This is a genomic window from Nocardia pseudovaccinii (assembly GCF_050942345.1).
Taxonomy (GTDB): domain Bacteria; phylum Actinomycetota; class Actinomycetes; order Mycobacteriales; family Mycobacteriaceae; genus Nocardia; species Nocardia pseudovaccinii.
Genome location: NZ_CP192074.1, coordinates 7,816,681 through 7,833,011, shown reverse-complemented (window position 1 = coordinate 7,833,011; position 16,331 = coordinate 7,816,681). Strand labels below are relative to the sequence as shown.

Annotated in this window: 14 protein-coding genes; 12 read left to right on the top strand and 2 right to left on the bottom strand. The window is 65.1% G+C overall.

The window, feature by feature from the left end:
- Positions 1-173: 173 nt before the first annotated feature.
- Positions 174-1,238 carry a M48 family metallopeptidase gene (locus tag ACQPZ2_RS35460; protein ID WP_063047839.1) on the bottom strand — a complete coding sequence of 355 codons (1,065 nt, stop codon included), beginning with the start codon at positions 1,236-1,238 and terminating at the stop codon, positions 174-176.
- A gap of 72 nt (positions 1,239-1,310) precedes the next feature.
- On the opposite strand from ACQPZ2_RS35460, the gene ACQPZ2_RS35455 reads away from it, so the two are divergent.
- The 9 genes from ACQPZ2_RS35455 to ACQPZ2_RS35415 all read left to right on the top strand — a co-directional run bounded on the left by ACQPZ2_RS35455 (position 1,311) and on the right by ACQPZ2_RS35415 (position 10,692).
- A complete protein-coding gene (locus ACQPZ2_RS35455; protein WP_373864843.1) occupies positions 1,311-1,400 on the top strand; it encodes an Ms4533A family Cys-rich leader peptide in 90 nt (29 codons plus the stop codon).
- A 164-nt stretch (positions 1,401-1,564) separates the two neighbouring features.
- Entirely contained in the window at positions 1,565-2,623 is a 1,059-nt protein-coding gene (locus ACQPZ2_RS35450) for a sulfate ABC transporter substrate-binding protein (RefSeq protein ID WP_364477741.1), read from the top strand.
- A 67-nt stretch (positions 2,624-2,690) separates the two neighbouring features.
- Entirely contained in the window at positions 2,691-3,632 is a 942-nt protein-coding gene (gene cysT, locus ACQPZ2_RS35445) for a sulfate ABC transporter permease subunit CysT (protein ID WP_433522399.1), read from the top strand.
- On the top strand, positions 3,629-4,435 hold the full coding sequence (gene cysW, locus ACQPZ2_RS35440; protein ID WP_062991326.1) for a sulfate ABC transporter permease subunit CysW: 807 nt from the start codon (positions 3,629-3,631) through the stop codon (positions 4,433-4,435). The genes cysT and cysW overlap by 4 nt, the downstream gene beginning before the upstream one ends.
- A complete protein-coding gene (locus ACQPZ2_RS35435) occupies positions 4,432-5,427 on the top strand; it encodes a sulfate/molybdate ABC transporter ATP-binding protein (RefSeq protein WP_063047837.1) in 996 nt (331 codons plus the stop codon). Before cysW ends, ACQPZ2_RS35435 begins: the two co-directional genes overlap by 4 nt.
- 225 nt (positions 5,428-5,652) lie before the next feature.
- Positions 5,653-6,363, top strand: coding sequence for a hypothetical protein (locus ACQPZ2_RS35430; protein ID WP_433522398.1), 711 nt, complete (start codon positions 5,653-5,655; stop codon positions 6,361-6,363).
- A gap of 499 nt (positions 6,364-6,862) precedes the next feature.
- A complete protein-coding gene (locus ACQPZ2_RS35425; RefSeq protein WP_433522397.1) occupies positions 6,863-7,975 on the top strand; it encodes an Hsp70 family protein in 1,113 nt (370 codons plus the stop codon).
- A 127-nt stretch (positions 7,976-8,102) separates the two neighbouring features.
- On the top strand, positions 8,103-9,107 hold the full coding sequence (locus tag ACQPZ2_RS35420) for an AurF N-oxygenase family protein (protein WP_433527608.1): 1,005 nt from the start codon (positions 8,103-8,105) through the stop codon (positions 9,105-9,107).
- Position 9,108: 1 nt separating this feature from the next.
- Complete coding sequence (locus ACQPZ2_RS35415) at positions 9,109-10,692, top strand: FAD-dependent oxidoreductase (protein ID WP_433522396.1); 1,584 nt, start codon at positions 9,109-9,111, stop codon at positions 10,690-10,692.
- Positions 10,693-10,851: 159 nt separating this feature from the next.
- Here the strand turns inward: ACQPZ2_RS35415 and ACQPZ2_RS35410 are convergent, their stop codons facing one another.
- Entirely contained in the window at positions 10,852-11,613 is a 762-nt protein-coding gene (locus ACQPZ2_RS35410; RefSeq protein WP_433522395.1) for an SDR family NAD(P)-dependent oxidoreductase, read from the bottom strand.
- A 591-nt stretch (positions 11,614-12,204) separates the two neighbouring features.
- Here ACQPZ2_RS35410 and ACQPZ2_RS35405 point away from each other — a divergent pair.
- The 3 genes from ACQPZ2_RS35405 (at position 12,205) to ACQPZ2_RS35395 (ending at position 16,176) form a co-directional block, all read left to right on the top strand.
- A complete protein-coding gene (locus tag ACQPZ2_RS35405; protein ID WP_433522394.1) occupies positions 12,205-14,445 on the top strand; it encodes an Hsp70 family protein in 2,241 nt (746 codons plus the stop codon).
- A gap of 291 nt (positions 14,446-14,736) precedes the next feature.
- Positions 14,737-14,871 (top strand): hypothetical protein, encoded by a 135-nt coding sequence (locus ACQPZ2_RS35400; protein ID WP_433522393.1) that lies wholly within the window; start codon positions 14,737-14,739, stop codon positions 14,869-14,871.
- Positions 14,872-15,345: 474 nt separating this feature from the next.
- Entirely contained in the window at positions 15,346-16,176 is an 831-nt protein-coding gene (locus ACQPZ2_RS35395) for an HAD family hydrolase (RefSeq protein ID WP_433522392.1), read from the top strand.
- Positions 16,177-16,331: the final 155 nt, after the last annotated feature.

Here is a 16,331-nt window from a genome sequence, read left to right as displayed (position 1 = left end):
GTCGGCGTGCGGGATCTTTCGTTCCGTCAGCGGTTGCTATTCGCCGGATTGCCCGATCGCCCTGGCGGCGCCAATCGTTGCAGCGCTTGCCGATCTTGGAGGCGGTCTCGCTGACCGCGTGACCTACCGTGCTCACAGGCGGGGTCGACCTCACGTCCCGACCGACGTAGCGCTCATTCGTCCCGATCGCCCCCGGTGCGCCAGTCGTTGAACCGCTTGCCGATCTTGGAGACGGTCTCGCCGACCTCGTGCCCCACCGTGCTCACCGCGGATCCGACATCATGCCCGAGATTGCGCACCGTGCGGATCAGTGGATCCTCGGACTGGTCGAAGTTCTGTCGATAGGTGCGCGCGGCCTCCTTGATCTCGTCGCTGATCTTGGTGTGCTTATCGTGTTCGCGGCGTGGGTAGTCGCCGCCGAGCATCCGGTTGTATTCACCGGATTGGATCCAGCGGCGCAGTTCCGCGGCTCGCAGCACCGAGAACGGATGGCTCTGCAGTTCCAGATTGAGCAACTTCAGCACACCGTCGCGCAGATCGCCGGAGCGCTCGTAGTCATCGGCCTGCTGCAGGAACGCGCCGTGATTCATCTCCTTGATCCAGGTGCCGCCCGCGGTCTTCATATGCACCCGCACCGACGCCTCGACATCCTGACCGCACAGCAGTCCGGCCCGGTCGCCGGACAACTCGGACTTGCGGCTCCACTCCATCAGTGCGGCAACGATCGCGCGCAGTGCCCAGCCACCGACCGGCATCCAGCCCAGATTGGCCGAAATGCGCAGTAGATGCATGAGCATGGTGCGGTACACCGCATGTCCGGACAGCGCGTGCCCGAGTTCATGACCGACGACGAAGCGCAGTTCCTCGGTGTCCATCAGATCGATCAGCCCGGTCGTCAGCACGATGAACGGCTGGTCCATGCCGATCGTGAAGGCATTCACGTGCGGGCTCTGCAAGACGAACATCTCGGGTGTGATGCGCGCGTCCAGGATTTCCACACAGTCCTGACGCAACTGATGCAGCGAACGGAACTGCCGCTCGTCCACCCGGACCGCGGTCGCGAGGTAAAGCAGCCGGTGCTGGCGTTCTTGCAGCAATCCGGACAGGGTTCGCAAAACGGTATCGAACCCGGTGAGTGAGCGCAGCGTCACCAACGCGGTGCGATCGGCGGGATGCTCCCACGCGCGAGTGCTGATATCAGGGAATACGGTGCGCACACGGTCCGGGCTGGTAGTCATGGGATGAAACCCCCCTCTTCCTGGAACTCTGTTGATTCGAGCTGGTGGCATTTCCTCTGATACAGTCTGCCCGTGTCTTCGATTGCCGTCCCGCAGGTCCGCCATGAATTGGCGTTGATCGCTGTCGGCAATCTCGCGGTCGCGGACATTCTCTGTCGCTGATCGGCGCCGGGCGCTGCTGCGCACCCATCTTTCTCTAGACTGGCGCGCAAACTTTTTCGCAGCAGTGTCCGTACCCCGACCTTCGGTCGACAAGTCGCGCCGCAGTTCTACCGCCGCGACAACTAGTCCATGTCGCGGCGGAGCGCATAGGAAAGGTTCCACCCATGTCACCCAGGTCCTTGCTCCTCGGATCCTCCCGATCGCACCGTCGCCCGGTGATCGCCGCGCTAACGGCTGTCGCCGCCGTAGTGCTTACCGCGTGCGGTGGTGGAGCGAGTGACACCGTGGGCGGAGGTGGGCCCGACGGCAGCGGCGGCACCCTCAACCTCTACGCCTACGCCGTCCCGAAGCCCGGTTTCGACAAGGTCGTCCCGGAGTTCAACAAGACCGATAAGGGCAAGGGCGTCCAGATCAACGGCTCCTACGGCGCCTCGGGCGATCAATCCCGCAAGGTCAAGGACGGCGCCGAGGCCGATATCGTCAACTTCTCGGTCGAGCCCGATATCACCCGCCTGGTCGACGCCGGTCTGGTCGATCCGAGCTGGAATGCCGACGCCACCAAGGGAATTCCGTTCGGCTCGGTCGTCGCGATCGTGGTGCGCAAGGGCAATCCGAAAGGCATCAAGGACTGGGACGATCTGCTCAAGCCAGGCATCCAGGTCGTCACCCCGAACCCGTTCAGCTCGGGCTCGGCCAAATGGAATCTGCTCGCGCCGTACGCGGCCAAGAGCGACGGCGGCAAGAACCCGCAGGCGGGTCTGGATTACCTGAGCCAGCTCATCTCCAAGGAGCATGTGCAGGTCCAGCCGAAGTCGGGCCGCGAAGCCACCGAGACCTTCCTGCAGGGCACCGGTGACGTGCTGCTGAGCTACGAGAACGAGGCGATTTTCTCCGAGCGCAACGGCGACCCGATCGAGCACATCGTGCCGCCGACCACCTTCAAGATCGAAAACCCGGTCGCGGTACTGAAGAACAGCAAGCATCTGGACACGGCGAACGCCTTCCGCGACTTCCTGTTCACGACCGAGGGCCAAAAGGCTTGGGCCTCGGCGGGATTCCGCCCGGTCGACCCGAAGGTGGCCGCCGACTACGCCAAGGACTTCCCGACTCCGCAGAAGCTGTGGACCATCGCCGATCTCGGTGGCTGGAAGACCGTCGACAAGGAGCTGTTCACCGCGAACACCGGTTCCGTCGCGGTCATCTACGACAAGGCCACCAAGTAAGTCGGTGATCCGAAACACCCCGCGGTGTGTGCGTCGGGCCCGGAGGAGGCAGCTTGCGTAACCACGGATGGCACCGCGCACACCGCAAATCGAAGCAGGATACTGGACGATCGTGACTGACAGCAGCAGCGCCGGGATCGGGCATGCGCCCGCTCCCGGCGGCTCCGAAGACGCCACCCCCAAGGCCGCCGGTCGCACCTGGTCGTGGCTGCGGGTAACCGGTTCGGTGGGTCCGCTCGGCATCGCCACCGCGGTGCTCTGGCTCAGCATCATCGTGCTGCTACCGCTGGCCGCCCTGACCGTCACCTCATTCGATGACGGCTGGTCCGGATTCTGGGATGCCATCACCGCACCCGCGGCCATCGACTCGCTGCGCATCACGGTGCTCGTCTCCGTGGTGGTGGCGGTCATCAATGTGGTGATGGGCACGCTGATCGCCTGGGTGCTGGTCCGCGACCAGTTCCCGGGCAAGAGCATCGTCAACGCGCTCATCGACCTACCGTTCGCGCTACCGACGATCGTCGCGAGCATCGTGCTGCTGTCGCTCTACGGGCCGCAGAGTCCGATCGATATTCACCTCAACGCCACCCAGCCCGGCCTCGTGGTGGCACTGGCCTTCGTCACGCTGCCGTTCGTGGTGCGTTCGGTGCAGCCGGTGCTCATCGAGGCCGACCGGGAGGTCGAGCAGGCCGCACTGTCCCTCGGCGCGGACAACTGGACCACCTTCCGCCGCATCGTCTTGCCGACCCTCGCGCCCGCCATCATCAGCGGCGGCGGGCTCGCCTTCGCCCGCGCCATCGGCGAATACGGTTCGGTGGTGCTGATCGGCGGCGCCATTCCGCGCAAGACCGAAATGGCCTCGCAGTACATCCAGAAGCAGATCGAGATCGATCGGCCGGTGAATGCGGCGGCGGTGTCGGTCGCACTGCTGGTCATCTCGTTCGCGACGCTGCTGGTGCTGCGGCTGTGGGCCGAGCGCACGGCGCGCAAGGAAGAGGAGGCGCGATGAATCTGTCCTGGCCGACTCGTATTTCGCTGCGCGTGGTTGCGCTCGGCTACCTGTTCATCCTGCTGGTGCTGCCGCTGATCATCATTCTGTGGCGCACCTTCGAGAAGGGGATCGGCGCGTTCATCGACTCGATCTCCACGCCCGCGGCGATTTCGGCATTCCAGCTGTCGATCCTGATCGTGGCGATCGTGGTCCCGGTGAATGTGATCTTCGGCATCGTCACCGCGATCGCCCTGGTGCGCGGCAAGTTCCCGGGCCGCACCCTGGTGCAGGGCATCGTGGATCTGCCCTTCGCTGTCTCGCCGGTCGTGGTCGGCGTCGCGCTGATCCTGCTGTGGGGTGCCGACGGTTGGTTCGGCGGACTCGAAGACGTCGGCTTCAAGGTGATCTTCAATCTGCCCGGCATGGTGATCGCGACGATCTTCGTCACGCTGCCGTTCGTGGTGCGCGAGGTCGAGCCGGTGCTGCACGAGATCGGCGACGATCAGGAGCAGGCCGCGGCCACCCTCGGCGCGTCCCGCTGGCAGACGTTCTGGCGGATCACCCTGCCCGCGATCCGCTGGGGCCTGACCTACGGTGTCGTGCTGACCGTCGCGCGTGCGCTCGGCGAATTCGGCGCGGTGATCATGGTGTCCTCCGCGCTACCGGGTAAATCGCAGACGCTGACCCTGCTCGTACACGGTCGATACATCAACGACCACAACACCTTCGGCGCATACGCCGCCGCGACCCTGCTGATGGGCCTTGCCCTCGTAGTCCTCCTGTTGATGACCCTCCTCGAACGTAAGCGGGGCACCAAGTGATCACCGTGACCAATGCGAAGAAGAACTACGGTTCCTTCGCCGCCCTGGACGATGTCAGCATCGAGATCCCCTCGGGAGAGCTGACCGCCCTGCTCGGCCCCTCGGGCTCGGGCAAGTCGACGCTGCTGCGCTCGATCGCGGGCCTGGAATCGCTGGACTCCGGCGTCGTAGCCATCGCGGGCAACGATGTCACCCACATACCGCCGCAGAAGCGCGATATCGGCTTCGTGTTCCAGCATTACGCCGCGTTCAAGCACATGACCGTGCGGGATAACGTGGCCTTCGGACTCAAGATCCGCAAGCGTCCCAAGAGCGAAATCGCCAAGCGCGTCGACGAATTGCTCGGCATCGTCGGCCTCGACGGCTTCCAGCACCGCTACCCGGCTCAGCTCTCCGGCGGCCAGCGTCAGCGCATGGCACTGGCTCGCGCGCTCGCGGTCGATCCGCAGGTGCTGCTGCTCGACGAGCCGTTCGGCGCGCTCGATGCCAAAGTGCGTGCCGATCTGCGCACCTGGCTGCGACGGCTGCACGAGGAGGTCCACGTGACCACCGTGCTGGTCACCCACGACCAGGAGGAGGCGCTCGACGTCGCCGACCGGATCGCGGTGATGAACAAGGGCCGCATCGAACAGGTCGGCAGTCCGGAGGATGTCTACGACCGGCCCGCCAACGAATTCGTGATGTCCTTCCTCGGTGCGGTGGCCCGGCTCAACGGACATCTGGTGCGTCCGCACGATATTCGCGTCGGCCGCGATGCGAGCATGGCGCTGGCCAAGGACGAGGGCACCGCGGAATCGGCGGGCGTCACCCGCGCCACTGTGGAGCGCGTGGTGCACCTCGGATTCGAGGTGCGCGTCGAGTTGCGCAATGCGGCCACCGGCGATCTGTTCGCCGCCCAGGTGACCCGCGGTGACGCCGAGGCGCTGCAGCTCAGCGATGGGGAAACCGTCTACGCCCGCGCCACCCGTATTCCGGAACTGCCTGCGGGATAAGCGCGAATTCGACTCCGCTTTATGGCCGCGGATTCCGCAAGCGCGAAATCCGTGGCCATTCCTGGCGTGTCGAAACCGAACTCCGGTTTCCACGTCATATTGTGCTGAATGCGAAACACCCGCTAGTGGGTTCCGGTGAATTATCGGAACGTAATCCGATGTGAGCATTCGCAATGGTCGTCGAACGCGGCCCGTATGCGGGCGGCGGGAAGTTGAACGATCACCATGTCGATTCGAAGACAGATATTTCTGGCGCTGGCCGCTGCCGGCGTCGCGGTGCTGATCCAATCCGGTCCGGCGATCGCCGCACCACCACCCGGAACGCCGGCAGTACGCGCACCGGATGGCCCGGTTATCACCGAGATTCCCGCGGACTCGCCCGAAGTGGCCGCGATCGGTCCGGAATCGGTGGGGAAGCCGATCCCGAACTCATATGGCGGTCTCACTCCGGCGCAGTTGACACCGCACGGAATCGAGGGCGAGCAACGGCATTTCACGCCGAATCCGGAGCAATGGGATAACGCGCGAACGATTGTCGAAGTGGTTCTGCGTCGTGATCTGCCCGCCTATGCGGCGGTGGTCGCGCTGGCCACCGCAATGCAGGAATCGCTGCTGCGCAACGTGACCGAGGCGATCGATCACGACTCGCTCGGGGTGTTCCAGCAGCGGCCGTCCGCGGGCTGGGGTACGTCCGAGCAGCTCACCGATCCGCGCTTCGCGACCGATCGATTCCTGGACGCACTGCTGGTCCACGCGCCTGATTACCAGGCGATGCCGCTGTGGCAGGCGGCGCAGGCCGCACAGCGCTCGGGCTTTCCGATGGCGTATGCGCGGTGGCAGGAGCAGGCCGCGCAGATGGTGTCGCGATTGCTCGGACCACGGCAGGGACCGGTGCGGCGGGCGGCGAGTGCCCAAGCGGTGCTGGGCTGTTGCTGACGAGTTGCCAATGGGTGTGATGGTTTTGATTTCCCGCACCGGAATCGCTCGCGAATTCCGGTGCGGGAAGTCGGAACTCGTTGCCGGAGCGGGCCTATCCGGCCGATGGCGGACTGGTCGGTTTCGATATGGCTCGGATCAGCTTGTTGCGGCGTATTCGGCAACCTCGATGGGGTCTGATCAGGGCTTTTCTCGCATATAAGACGCGGGAGCGGCGAGCTGGCTGCCTGCTGGCAAACGGCTACAGGGCATCGTTGAATTCCGGCGCGCCGTAAGAAGATCCGGCCACGATATCGGCGCGTCACCTCCCGTGCCAGGTGAGCCGGGATCGGTGCTATTGCTATGCAACCTGTGTCAGTGGCGGCGGCATGCGGACAATCGTGTGTCCGGTGGTTGGCAGGCCGGTCGCGGAGTGGTTGCGTGAACAAGGTTCGAAGCAAATCGGCTCGGCGATCAGAGGATTGCGATGGCGGTTGGTCTTGGTTTGAGCATAGGCACGGTGAACACGGTTTCCGCTCTGGCGGAGGAGGGTTCGGCCAAGGCTCCACCCGGTCGCCGCTCCGCCGCCGAACGCTCGCCCGCCGTCACCCGCCGCACCACCCTCACCTTCGACAGCACCGGAATGGCCAGGGTCGGCATGATTCCGCGGCACGGGCGCGCCATCACCGAATTCGCCGATCTGAGTCAACGCAAGACCAAGCAGGCCAGGGTCGGGCACCGCGCGCTGAGCGCGGCCGATCTGATCGCGGTCGTCGCGGATTGTCTGATCACCGAGGCGCATCGTGATCGTCGAGCGGTCGGTGCGGGTGTCATGCTGACGCATCCCGCGGGCTACACCGAAGGCCAGTTGGGGGATTTGCGCGCGGCGCTGGATGCGATCGGCCTGACCCGTGTCGCGCTGGTCGCCGAACCCGTCGCGGCAGCCACCTGGCTCGAGGTCGAACGCGGACCGCTGATGCCGGGCCTGGCCCTGGTCTATGACCTAGGTGGAGCAAGCCTCGACATCACCCTGGTGCGAGTCGGCGCGGGCTGTCCGCACAATCCGATCGTCGGGTCGCCGATTCGTTCGACGGAATTCGGCGGACGTGCCTTCGGCGCGTTGGTCGCCGCGCGGGCCGCGAACGGGACCGTACCTGCCTCCATCTCCGGTGCGATCACCGGCGCCACCGCCGATGAATTGCGCACCATCCATATCCGATCGTCGCTGAATCTGGTCTATCGCTGTCTGCGGATGGCGGATGTGACCATGGCCGATGTGGACTGCGTGCTGGTGGTCGGCGGCGCGGCCCGGCCGGTCGAGGTAGCCCAGGTGCTCGCCGGTGAACTGGCGCGTCCGGTGATCACGGCCCCGGATCCGGAACGCACGATCGCCGACGGCGCCGCCATCATGGCGCGTCGCGCCGCCGCCGCGGACGAGGAGACCACCGGACATCAGCATCGGCGCAAACCACGCAGAGCGACGACGCGCGCCCTTTTACTTTCACGGCGCACCAAGCGCCGCTTGACCCGGGTGGCGATCGCGGCGGGGATGTCGGCCGCTGGAGTGGTGCTCGCGCTGGCGCTGCCCGCCGACTCCGTGGTCGCGAGCTTGTCGCAACTCGGGCTGCGGTAAAGGCGGACCCGGCGGCGCACCGGGTCGTTGCCGGGAATGCCGATCATGTGCCAGGTTGACGTGACTCCTCGTAGGTGTAACTATGGGATACAGTAAATGTGTCCCACGAGGAGAGGCAGTGACGACGATGTCTACAGCCGTGACGCCCGCAGTCGATCCCGATCTGGCGAAGGCGCAGGAGTATGCCGCCAAGCTGCTGCTGCTCTCCGAAGGTTCGGTGAACAAGCACTTCGACCCCTTCGAGGACATCGACTGGGACAATCCGGATTTCGCCGCCGATGCCGGTGAAGAGCGCTGGGTGCTGCCGGTATCCGGCGATGCGCTCGGTCGCCACCCCTGGTATCGGGCGCTGCCGCTGGATCGGAAGATCGCGATCGGCAAGTACCGCCAAGCCAATGTCGCCAAGGTCGGTCTGCAGTTCGAATCCATCCTGATCAGCGGCATGGTGACGCACAGCTTCGGCCTGCCCAACGGTTCGCCCGAATTCCGTTACTGCTCCCACGAAATGATCGAGGAGCACAACCACACCCTGATGTTCCAGGAGATGGTGAACCGGATCGGCATCGACGTACCCGGTATGGGCCCACTCGTGCGCAAGTTCAAGTACATCGGTGCGCCGGTGGCCGCCTTGTTCCCGAACCTGTTCTTCATGGCCGTGCTCGCGGGTGAGGAGCCGATCGACCACATTCAGAAGGCGATCCTGCGCTCGGGCGAGGACGTGCACCCGATCATGCGCGGCGTAATGGCGATTCACGTCGCCGAGGAAGCGCGCCACATCTCCTTCGCGCACGAATTCCTGAAGCGGCATGTGCCCGAGAAGAATGCAGCCAATAAATTGGTGCTCTCGATCGTCATGCCGATCGTCATGTTCATCCTCGGCCGCTCCATTTACACCCCGCCCCGGTCGTTCTTCAAGGAATTCGATATCCCGGACGAGGTGCGCAAAGAGCTGTTCTACGGTTCGAAGCAGGCCAAGCAGGAGTTCAGCGACTTCTTCGGCGATGTGCGCACGCTGGCCAATGACATCGGCCTGATGAACCCCATCGGCAAGGCGGTCTGGAAGCTGCTGAATATCGACGGCCACACCACCCGCTACCGCTCCGAGCCGTTGCGCTCGGCCAAGGCCGGCTGACGTGCCGTACGTCGTCACGCAGTCCTGCTGTAGCGACGCGTCCTGCGTCTACGCCTGCCCGGTCAACTGCATCCATCCCACGCCCGACGAACCCGATTTTCTGACGGCGGAGATGCTCTATGTCGACCCGCAGGCGTGCGTGGACTGCGGCGCGTGTGCCAGTGCATGCCCGGTCGATGCCATCACGTCATCGAAGAAGCTGACCGACGAGCAGCAGCCGTTCATCGAGATCAACGCCGACTTCTATCGGCAGGCGCGGCCGCGGCCGCTGCTGGCGAAGCCGGTGCCCGCCGCGGAGATCCATACCGAGCGTCAGCCGCTACGGGTGGCGATCATCGGATCCGGGCCCTCGGCCATGTACGCGGCCGATGAACTGCTGACCCAGCCCGACGTCACTGTGACGGTCTTCGACCGGCTTCCGGTACCCCACGGACTCGCCAGATACGGCGTCGCGCCGGACCACGCCAAGACCCGGCAAGTCAACAAGCTCTTCGATATCATCTCGGCGCAGCCCGGTTTCGAGTCATACCTGAATATCGAAGTGGGCAAACATATTTCGCACCAGGAGCTGCTCGCCTACTTTCACGCGGTGATCTACGCGGTCGGTGCGTCCTCGGATCGTAAGCTGGACATTCCTGGAGAAGGTTTGGCGGGAAATGTATCTGCCACCGACTTCGTCGCCTGGTACAACGGGCATCCAGATCACGCCGAGTGCACCTTCGATCTGTCGCAGCGCCGGGCCGTCATCGTCGGCAACGGCAATGTGGCACTCGATGTGGCGCGCATTCTTGCCAGCGATCCGGAAGCGTTGGCAGGCACCGATATCACACCCTATGCGCTGCAGGTCTTACGGGAGAGCAAGATCGAGGAAGTGGTCGTGCTCGGGCGGCGAGGTCCGGCCGAATCCGCTTTCACGGTACCGGAATTCGTCGGACTGCTCGGCGCGGATGTCGATATCGCCATCCAGGGTGAACTGCCCCCGGTGACCGGCGAACTGCCGTATCACATCGAGCAGAAGCTGCGGCTGCTGCACAAGGTGGCCGACCGGCCGTTCGGTACGCGCAAGCGGATCGTTTTCCGGTATCTGGCCGCGCCGACCGCGATTCTGGGCACCGACGAGGTAACCGGCATCGAGCTGAGCCGCAACGAACTCGTCACCGATCCGGATGGTCGCGTCCGTGCGGTGGCGACGGGGGAGACCGAGCGGTTGGATACCGGGTTGGTGCTCACCTCGGTGGGTTATCGCGGTGTTGCACTGCCGGGCTTGCCGTTCGACGAGCAGGCCGCCGTGATTCCTAATCTGAACGGCCGCGTGCTGGAACATTCCGGTGGTGCGGTGCTGCCCGGAATGTATGTCACCGGCTGGATCAAGCGTGGTCCCACCGGATTCATCGGTACCAACAAATCCTGCGCGCAGGAGACGGTTCGGCAGTTGGCCGATGATTTCAACGCCGGTCGGTTACGTGAACCGGCAGGTAAGGCGCAGGATTTCGATCACCTGGTGCACCGCCGTCGGCCCTCGGTCCTGGTCCGCCGAAGCGCGGTGCGAACCGGTATCGTGCGTCGCCTGCTCGCCCGCGCCTGAGCAGCGGCGCAAGCGCGCCCATGTCTTAATCGTGCTGTGTAACGGTTTTCGCCTTCCGCCGACATGGTGTGTGCGCGGTAGGGTCCGTGACGACGGTCGGCACCTCGGCGCACGGCGACGCGATGAGGGCGAATGCCGGACCGAGGTGCCGATTGGCGACTATTTGGCGGTGAACCCACCGTCGATCGCGAGCGCCGCGCCGGTAATGAAACTGGCCTCGTCGCTCAGCAAATAGGCGCAGAACGACGCGATCTCCTCCGGCTTGCTGATCCGGCCGAGCGGATGCAGTGCGGCGATGGCCGCTTCACCCTCGGGCGTCGCACCCATCGAGTTGCGGAAAGCGGGCGTATCGACGGCGCCGGAGACCAGCGCGTTGACACGAACACCCTGTTCAGCGACCTCCAGCGCCACCGCGCGGGTCAGCCCGACGACGCCGTGCTTGGCCGCCACATACGGTGCCACCGAGCCCATGCCGACCACGCCGAGGTTCGAGGCGTTGTTGAGGATCGCGCCGCCGCCGGAGGCGACAATCGCCGGAACCTGGTGGCGCAGACCGTAGAACACGCTCGTCAGATTGAGTTCGAGATCGGCGCGCCAGCCCGCCTCGTCGATCTGCTCGATCGGGCCGAAGGCATTGACGGCGCCCGCATTGTTGAATGCCGCGTCCAGCCGACCGTATTCGGTGAGGGCTGCTTGCGTCAGCCGGGCGACCTCGTCCTCGACGGTGACATCGGTCGGCACGAAGATCGCCCGGCCACCCGCCGCGCGGATATCGGCCGCGACCTGCTCGCCCGCGTCTTTACCACGTGCGCCGAGCGCCACCGCCGCACCCTCGGTCGCTGCCCGGAGGGCCACCGCCTTGCCGACGCCCGAGCTGGCCCCGGTGACGAGCATGACCTTGTCCGCGAAACGTGTCGACATCGTCTTCGAATTCCCTTCTCGTTCTTCAGATTTCATGAGCGATGAGGCGGCTCGGGAACTCGGCTCGTTCGAGCGCGCTTGCTCATCGCTGAATCCAGTCAAGCGGTCGGGGAGTGGTGCTGCTGGCGGAAATCAGCCGTTGCGTTTGACGCGTCATATTCCGACGGTTGGGACGCTCGTACTATGAAATCTGCAGTGCTGGCAACAGTTTGGTTACCGACCGGTCGGTGTGTGTTGCCGGTTCTGGGTGGTTCTGTTCGGTAGGGCAGATCCGGGGCTCGATTTGAGTTACTGTGTGGTAGCGGAATCTGGCTTACCGCAGTGAAATCGGGCCTTCGGTCGCGAAACGCCGAACGTCCAGGGGTCTGGATGAATCTTTCTCATGCGATCTAGCTGGGAGTTTTAAACAGGGCCAACGGAAGCCGAACGTTTCATATCAAATCGACATCCGAATCGATCCGGCAGCAGCTAACCTGTGGGTGCTGTTTGGGAAGCGACCGCGGCCACATGGATCTTCTATGTGATGGACGTGGTCTCGGTGCGTTGACGGGATAGCGAATGACTACAGGTCTGGGTTTCAGCATCGGTTCAGTGAACTCCGTGTCCGCCATGGTGACCGGCGAGCGACCGTTGTCGTCGGTGCGGACGCGCCGCACGGCAGTGACCTTCGACAGTGCGGGTGGCATCCGAATCGGGGGGATCCCCCAATTCGACATGGCGGTAACGGATTTCGCCGACCTGGCGCGCGAACCCGAGTCGATCGTCGTGGGCGGTCGGCTCTGGTCACCCGCGAACCTGGTCGCCGCCGTGGTGAACGGCCTGCTCGAATCCTTCCCGCCGACCGCGGGAGCCGTGGCCACCTATCCCGCATGCTATTCCGATAAGCAACTGTCGCTGCTACGGCAGGCATTGAATCTGGCCGGTGCCGCGGATGTGCTGCTCATACCCGAACCCGTCGCGGCCGCGGAGTGGCTCGAACAGGAACGCGGACCGCTCGAGCCCGGCTTCGTGCTGGTGTACGACCTCGGCGGGTCTTGCCTCGATGTGTCCATGGTGCGGGTCGGACCGGACTGGGACGATCACCCGATTGTCGGAAAGTCCGTGCGCTCCTACGATTTCGGCGGTCGGCCGCTCGGTTCGATGATCGCGCGGTATGCCCGGGTCGCCGAACCCGGTGACAACGGGTCGATGCTGCAGATGACCTCGATTGTCGATATCACCAGCATGCGTGCCCAGCACATCCGGGATTCCCTCGATGTGGTCCACGAATGTGTGGAATCGACGGGACGGTGCCTGTCCGATATCAGCTGCATCCTGCTGGTCGGTGGCGCCACCCGTCCGGTCGAGGTCGCGCGCATCCTTGCCGAACTCGGCCGACCGGTGGTGATGTCGAGCGATCCGGGGCAGACCGTCGCGGTCGGCGCCGCCGGCTATGCGGCCCGCAGCTTCGCACCGCTGTCGACCGGTGGCCGGCATCGAGCGCCGAAGGTCGCCGTATTCTCCAGTGCCGCAGTGGCTTCCGCGGTGGCTGTATCGGCCGTCACGGTATTCGGCGGCCCGAACATCTCGCAGATGCCGTCCCTGGTGGATGCCTTGCCGGGCAGCTTTCCGATAGACAACCTGCTGCTCGAGCCCGATGTCGAAGCGCTCGCGGAGGCCGGTTCGGCGGCGGTTGGCTGGGCGACCACAACCGCGGGTTTCGGCTATTCCGGTCGACCGGCCTACAAGGTCGCTTCCGTCGCCCATACGACGCCGATCGGACCAACGATCGGCCCGTCCGTGGCCGAGGCACACGGCGGCAGTCACAGCGAACCACGCGGTGGGACAGCACATTCCGGTGGCGTCACCTACGCCGACCCCGCTCAGTTCCTGAACCCGCTGCCATTCATCCGAAGCCCGCGGACGATCCCCGCCGTGCCGTTCCAGCCTTCGGCGCCCATCCCGAGCGTCAGCCTTCCGGGTTCGGCTCCCGCCCCGACCAATTCGACTCCCACCGTTCCGGCTGGCACCACAACGCCCCCGGGTACTGCGACCCCGGCGACCGGCGGTACCTCGACGGGCGCTGGTGTACCGGGTACGACTTCGGGCGAAACATCCACCGGGACTGCGGCATCGGGCGGATCCGCCTCGGATGGCAGCACGGGTGATGCGTCCGGCGGCACGACTTCGGGCGCGAGCAGTTCGACGTCGGGAAATTCTCACAACGGCGGTTCGTCGGGTAGTACCTCGGGCGGCTCGACAAGCACTGGCGCTTCAGGTGGTTCGACCGACGGCAGTACCTCGGGCAGTTCTGGGGATGGTGGTGCCTCAGGCGGATCCACGAGCGGTGGTGGATCGGGTTCGACGGGTGGTGGTGCGTCGGGTGGTTCGACGAGTGGTGGTGGATCGGGTTCGACGGGTGGTGGCGCTTCGGGTGGTTCGACTGGCGGTGGTATGTCGGGTGGTTCGACTGGCGGTGGTATGTCGGGTGGTTCGACTGGCGGTGGTATGTCGGGTGGTTCGACTGGCGGTGGTATGTCGGGTGGTTCGACTGGCGGTGGTATGTCGGGTGGTTCGACTGGCGGTGGTATGTCGGGTGGTTCGACTGGCGGTGGTATGTCGGGTGGTTCGACTGGCGGTGGTATGTCGGGTGGTTCGACTGGCGGTGGTATGTCGGGTGGTTCGACGAGCGGCGGCACGGTCGGCGGTTCGACCGGAGGTCCCTCCTCCAGCGGCAAGTTCTCCGGCGGAACCACTTCCGGCGGCAGCACCAGCTCGGGCGGCGCCTCCTCCGGTGGTATCTCCTCACACGGTTCGGGCGGCTCCGGCGGTGGCGGCGGTGCCCGCAGGTAGTCCGCAGTAGTACTCCTCGGGGGGGCGCAGCGCAGCGCCTGCATGGAGGTTGGCGGCGGCGGGCGATCGTCTACTGAGCGCGGCCGGGTTTGAGCTTGCGCGATTGCACGGGTCGGTGGAGCGGTGTTGGCCGATTGTGGGCGGTGCCCGCAGGTTGTCCGGGGTGGTATTCCGGGCGGAGTGGTGAAGTCGTTGATACGCACGGCCGCCGGTGCTGCATCCGAACGCCATGTACGTGCACGGGTCTGCACTCCTAGCGTTGGTAAGTGCGGGTTACCGTTCGGAGTTGGCGTGACACTTGCGATCCCGCCGATATTCGGCCTCGCCACGCGTTCGGGAGAATCCCAGGACTTCTTCGTCTGCCACAGCGTCGAATACGAGCTGCGCGTGCAGTGTGCACCGACCTCGACCCATGCCGATCGGTGATGGTGGCGACCATCCGCTTCGACCCGAGATGGCGTGCTGTGCGTGTGGACCGTTGCGCGGTCGGCATCGCTGCTTCGGCTGCACTGGTGCGGGTGGCACTTCGTGCCGAGATCCTCTGGCGGAGCAGTGGGTGGCGGCTCTCGTGGGTGGGCTCTGGCTGAGGGGTGGAGACCGCAGCGTGGCCACGGGGCAGCGCCTGCGAATTCCGCCGTCCGAACCGACTGCGCTATCGCGAAGCCCGCCGCCGCCAGACATAGTCACCGTGGCAGCATCGGTGGTTGGGTGAAAGTCGCTGGTCCGCATGGCTGTTGGGGGCGAGGCGGACTGCCGTGCTCGGGTAGATCCGCACCGTTTGTCAGAATTCGCACTTCTTCTCGGCGCTCATGAGGGGCGCGGGTTCCGTGACGGAGCGCGGCTGTTCGTTTCGCTGGTCTGTCAGCGAGTGATGGGCACATCCGGACCGGTCGAATTTCGATGACGCCGAGTGCCATAGCGATGCACAATGGGTTGGTGGTACACGGGGGACCTCAGCTTATTGCGCTGGATGTCGATGGAACGTTGCTGCAGACGGGATCGCCGGTCAGTGAACGGGTGATCGATGCTGTGCGGGCGGCGGTGGCGGCGGGGGCGCATGTGGTTGTGACGACCGGGCGGACGTTGATGACCACGCGGCCGGTGCTGCAGGAGCTCGGGCTTATCGATGGACATGCGTTGTGTTCCAACGGCGCGGTGCACATCGATGTGGCGAGGGGGGAGCCGGTGGCGGTGCAGACCTTCGATCCGGGGCCCGCGGTCATCGCCCTGCGAGCTCTGTTTCCGGAGATGATCTTCGCGGTGGAGAAGGTCGGCATCGGCACGTGGGCCACGGGCGTCAGTCCGGGCGAATTCTCTATCGGCGAATACGTTCTCGTCGATGACGGCGCGTTGAGCAGCGAGCCGACCCCGCGACTGAACGGCTGGTGGCCCGACGGTTCCCTGGAAGAGATGCTGCGCCTGCTCACCCGACTGCGGGTACCGGGTGCGAGCTGGGTACACGGCGAATTCGGCCCGTGGCTTACCGTTTCGCGCCGGGGCGTCTCCAAGGGGTGGGCACTGGAGCGACTGCGCACCGCACTCTGCATCCCCCGAGCCGCCACCCTCGCCATCGGCGACGGCTACAACGACCGCGAAATGCTGCACTGGGCAGGACATTCCGTAGCAATGGCGAACGCACCGAACGAAGTTCGCAACTGGGCAGACGAAGTCGCCGACGACGTCGCCGCCGACGGCGTCGCCAAAATCCTGGAGCGCTGGTTCCGCCACTGACCTGGACCGATGATCACCGTACGTTGGTGGTGGCAAACATCGAGAGGCCCACTCCACCAACGCATTCTCGGGCAAGGCTGGCCGTCGGCGACGTCACGAAAGGGTGGGCAAACCCCGAGAACGGACTCGCCGTCGACGCGTTCTCGGGGCAAGCG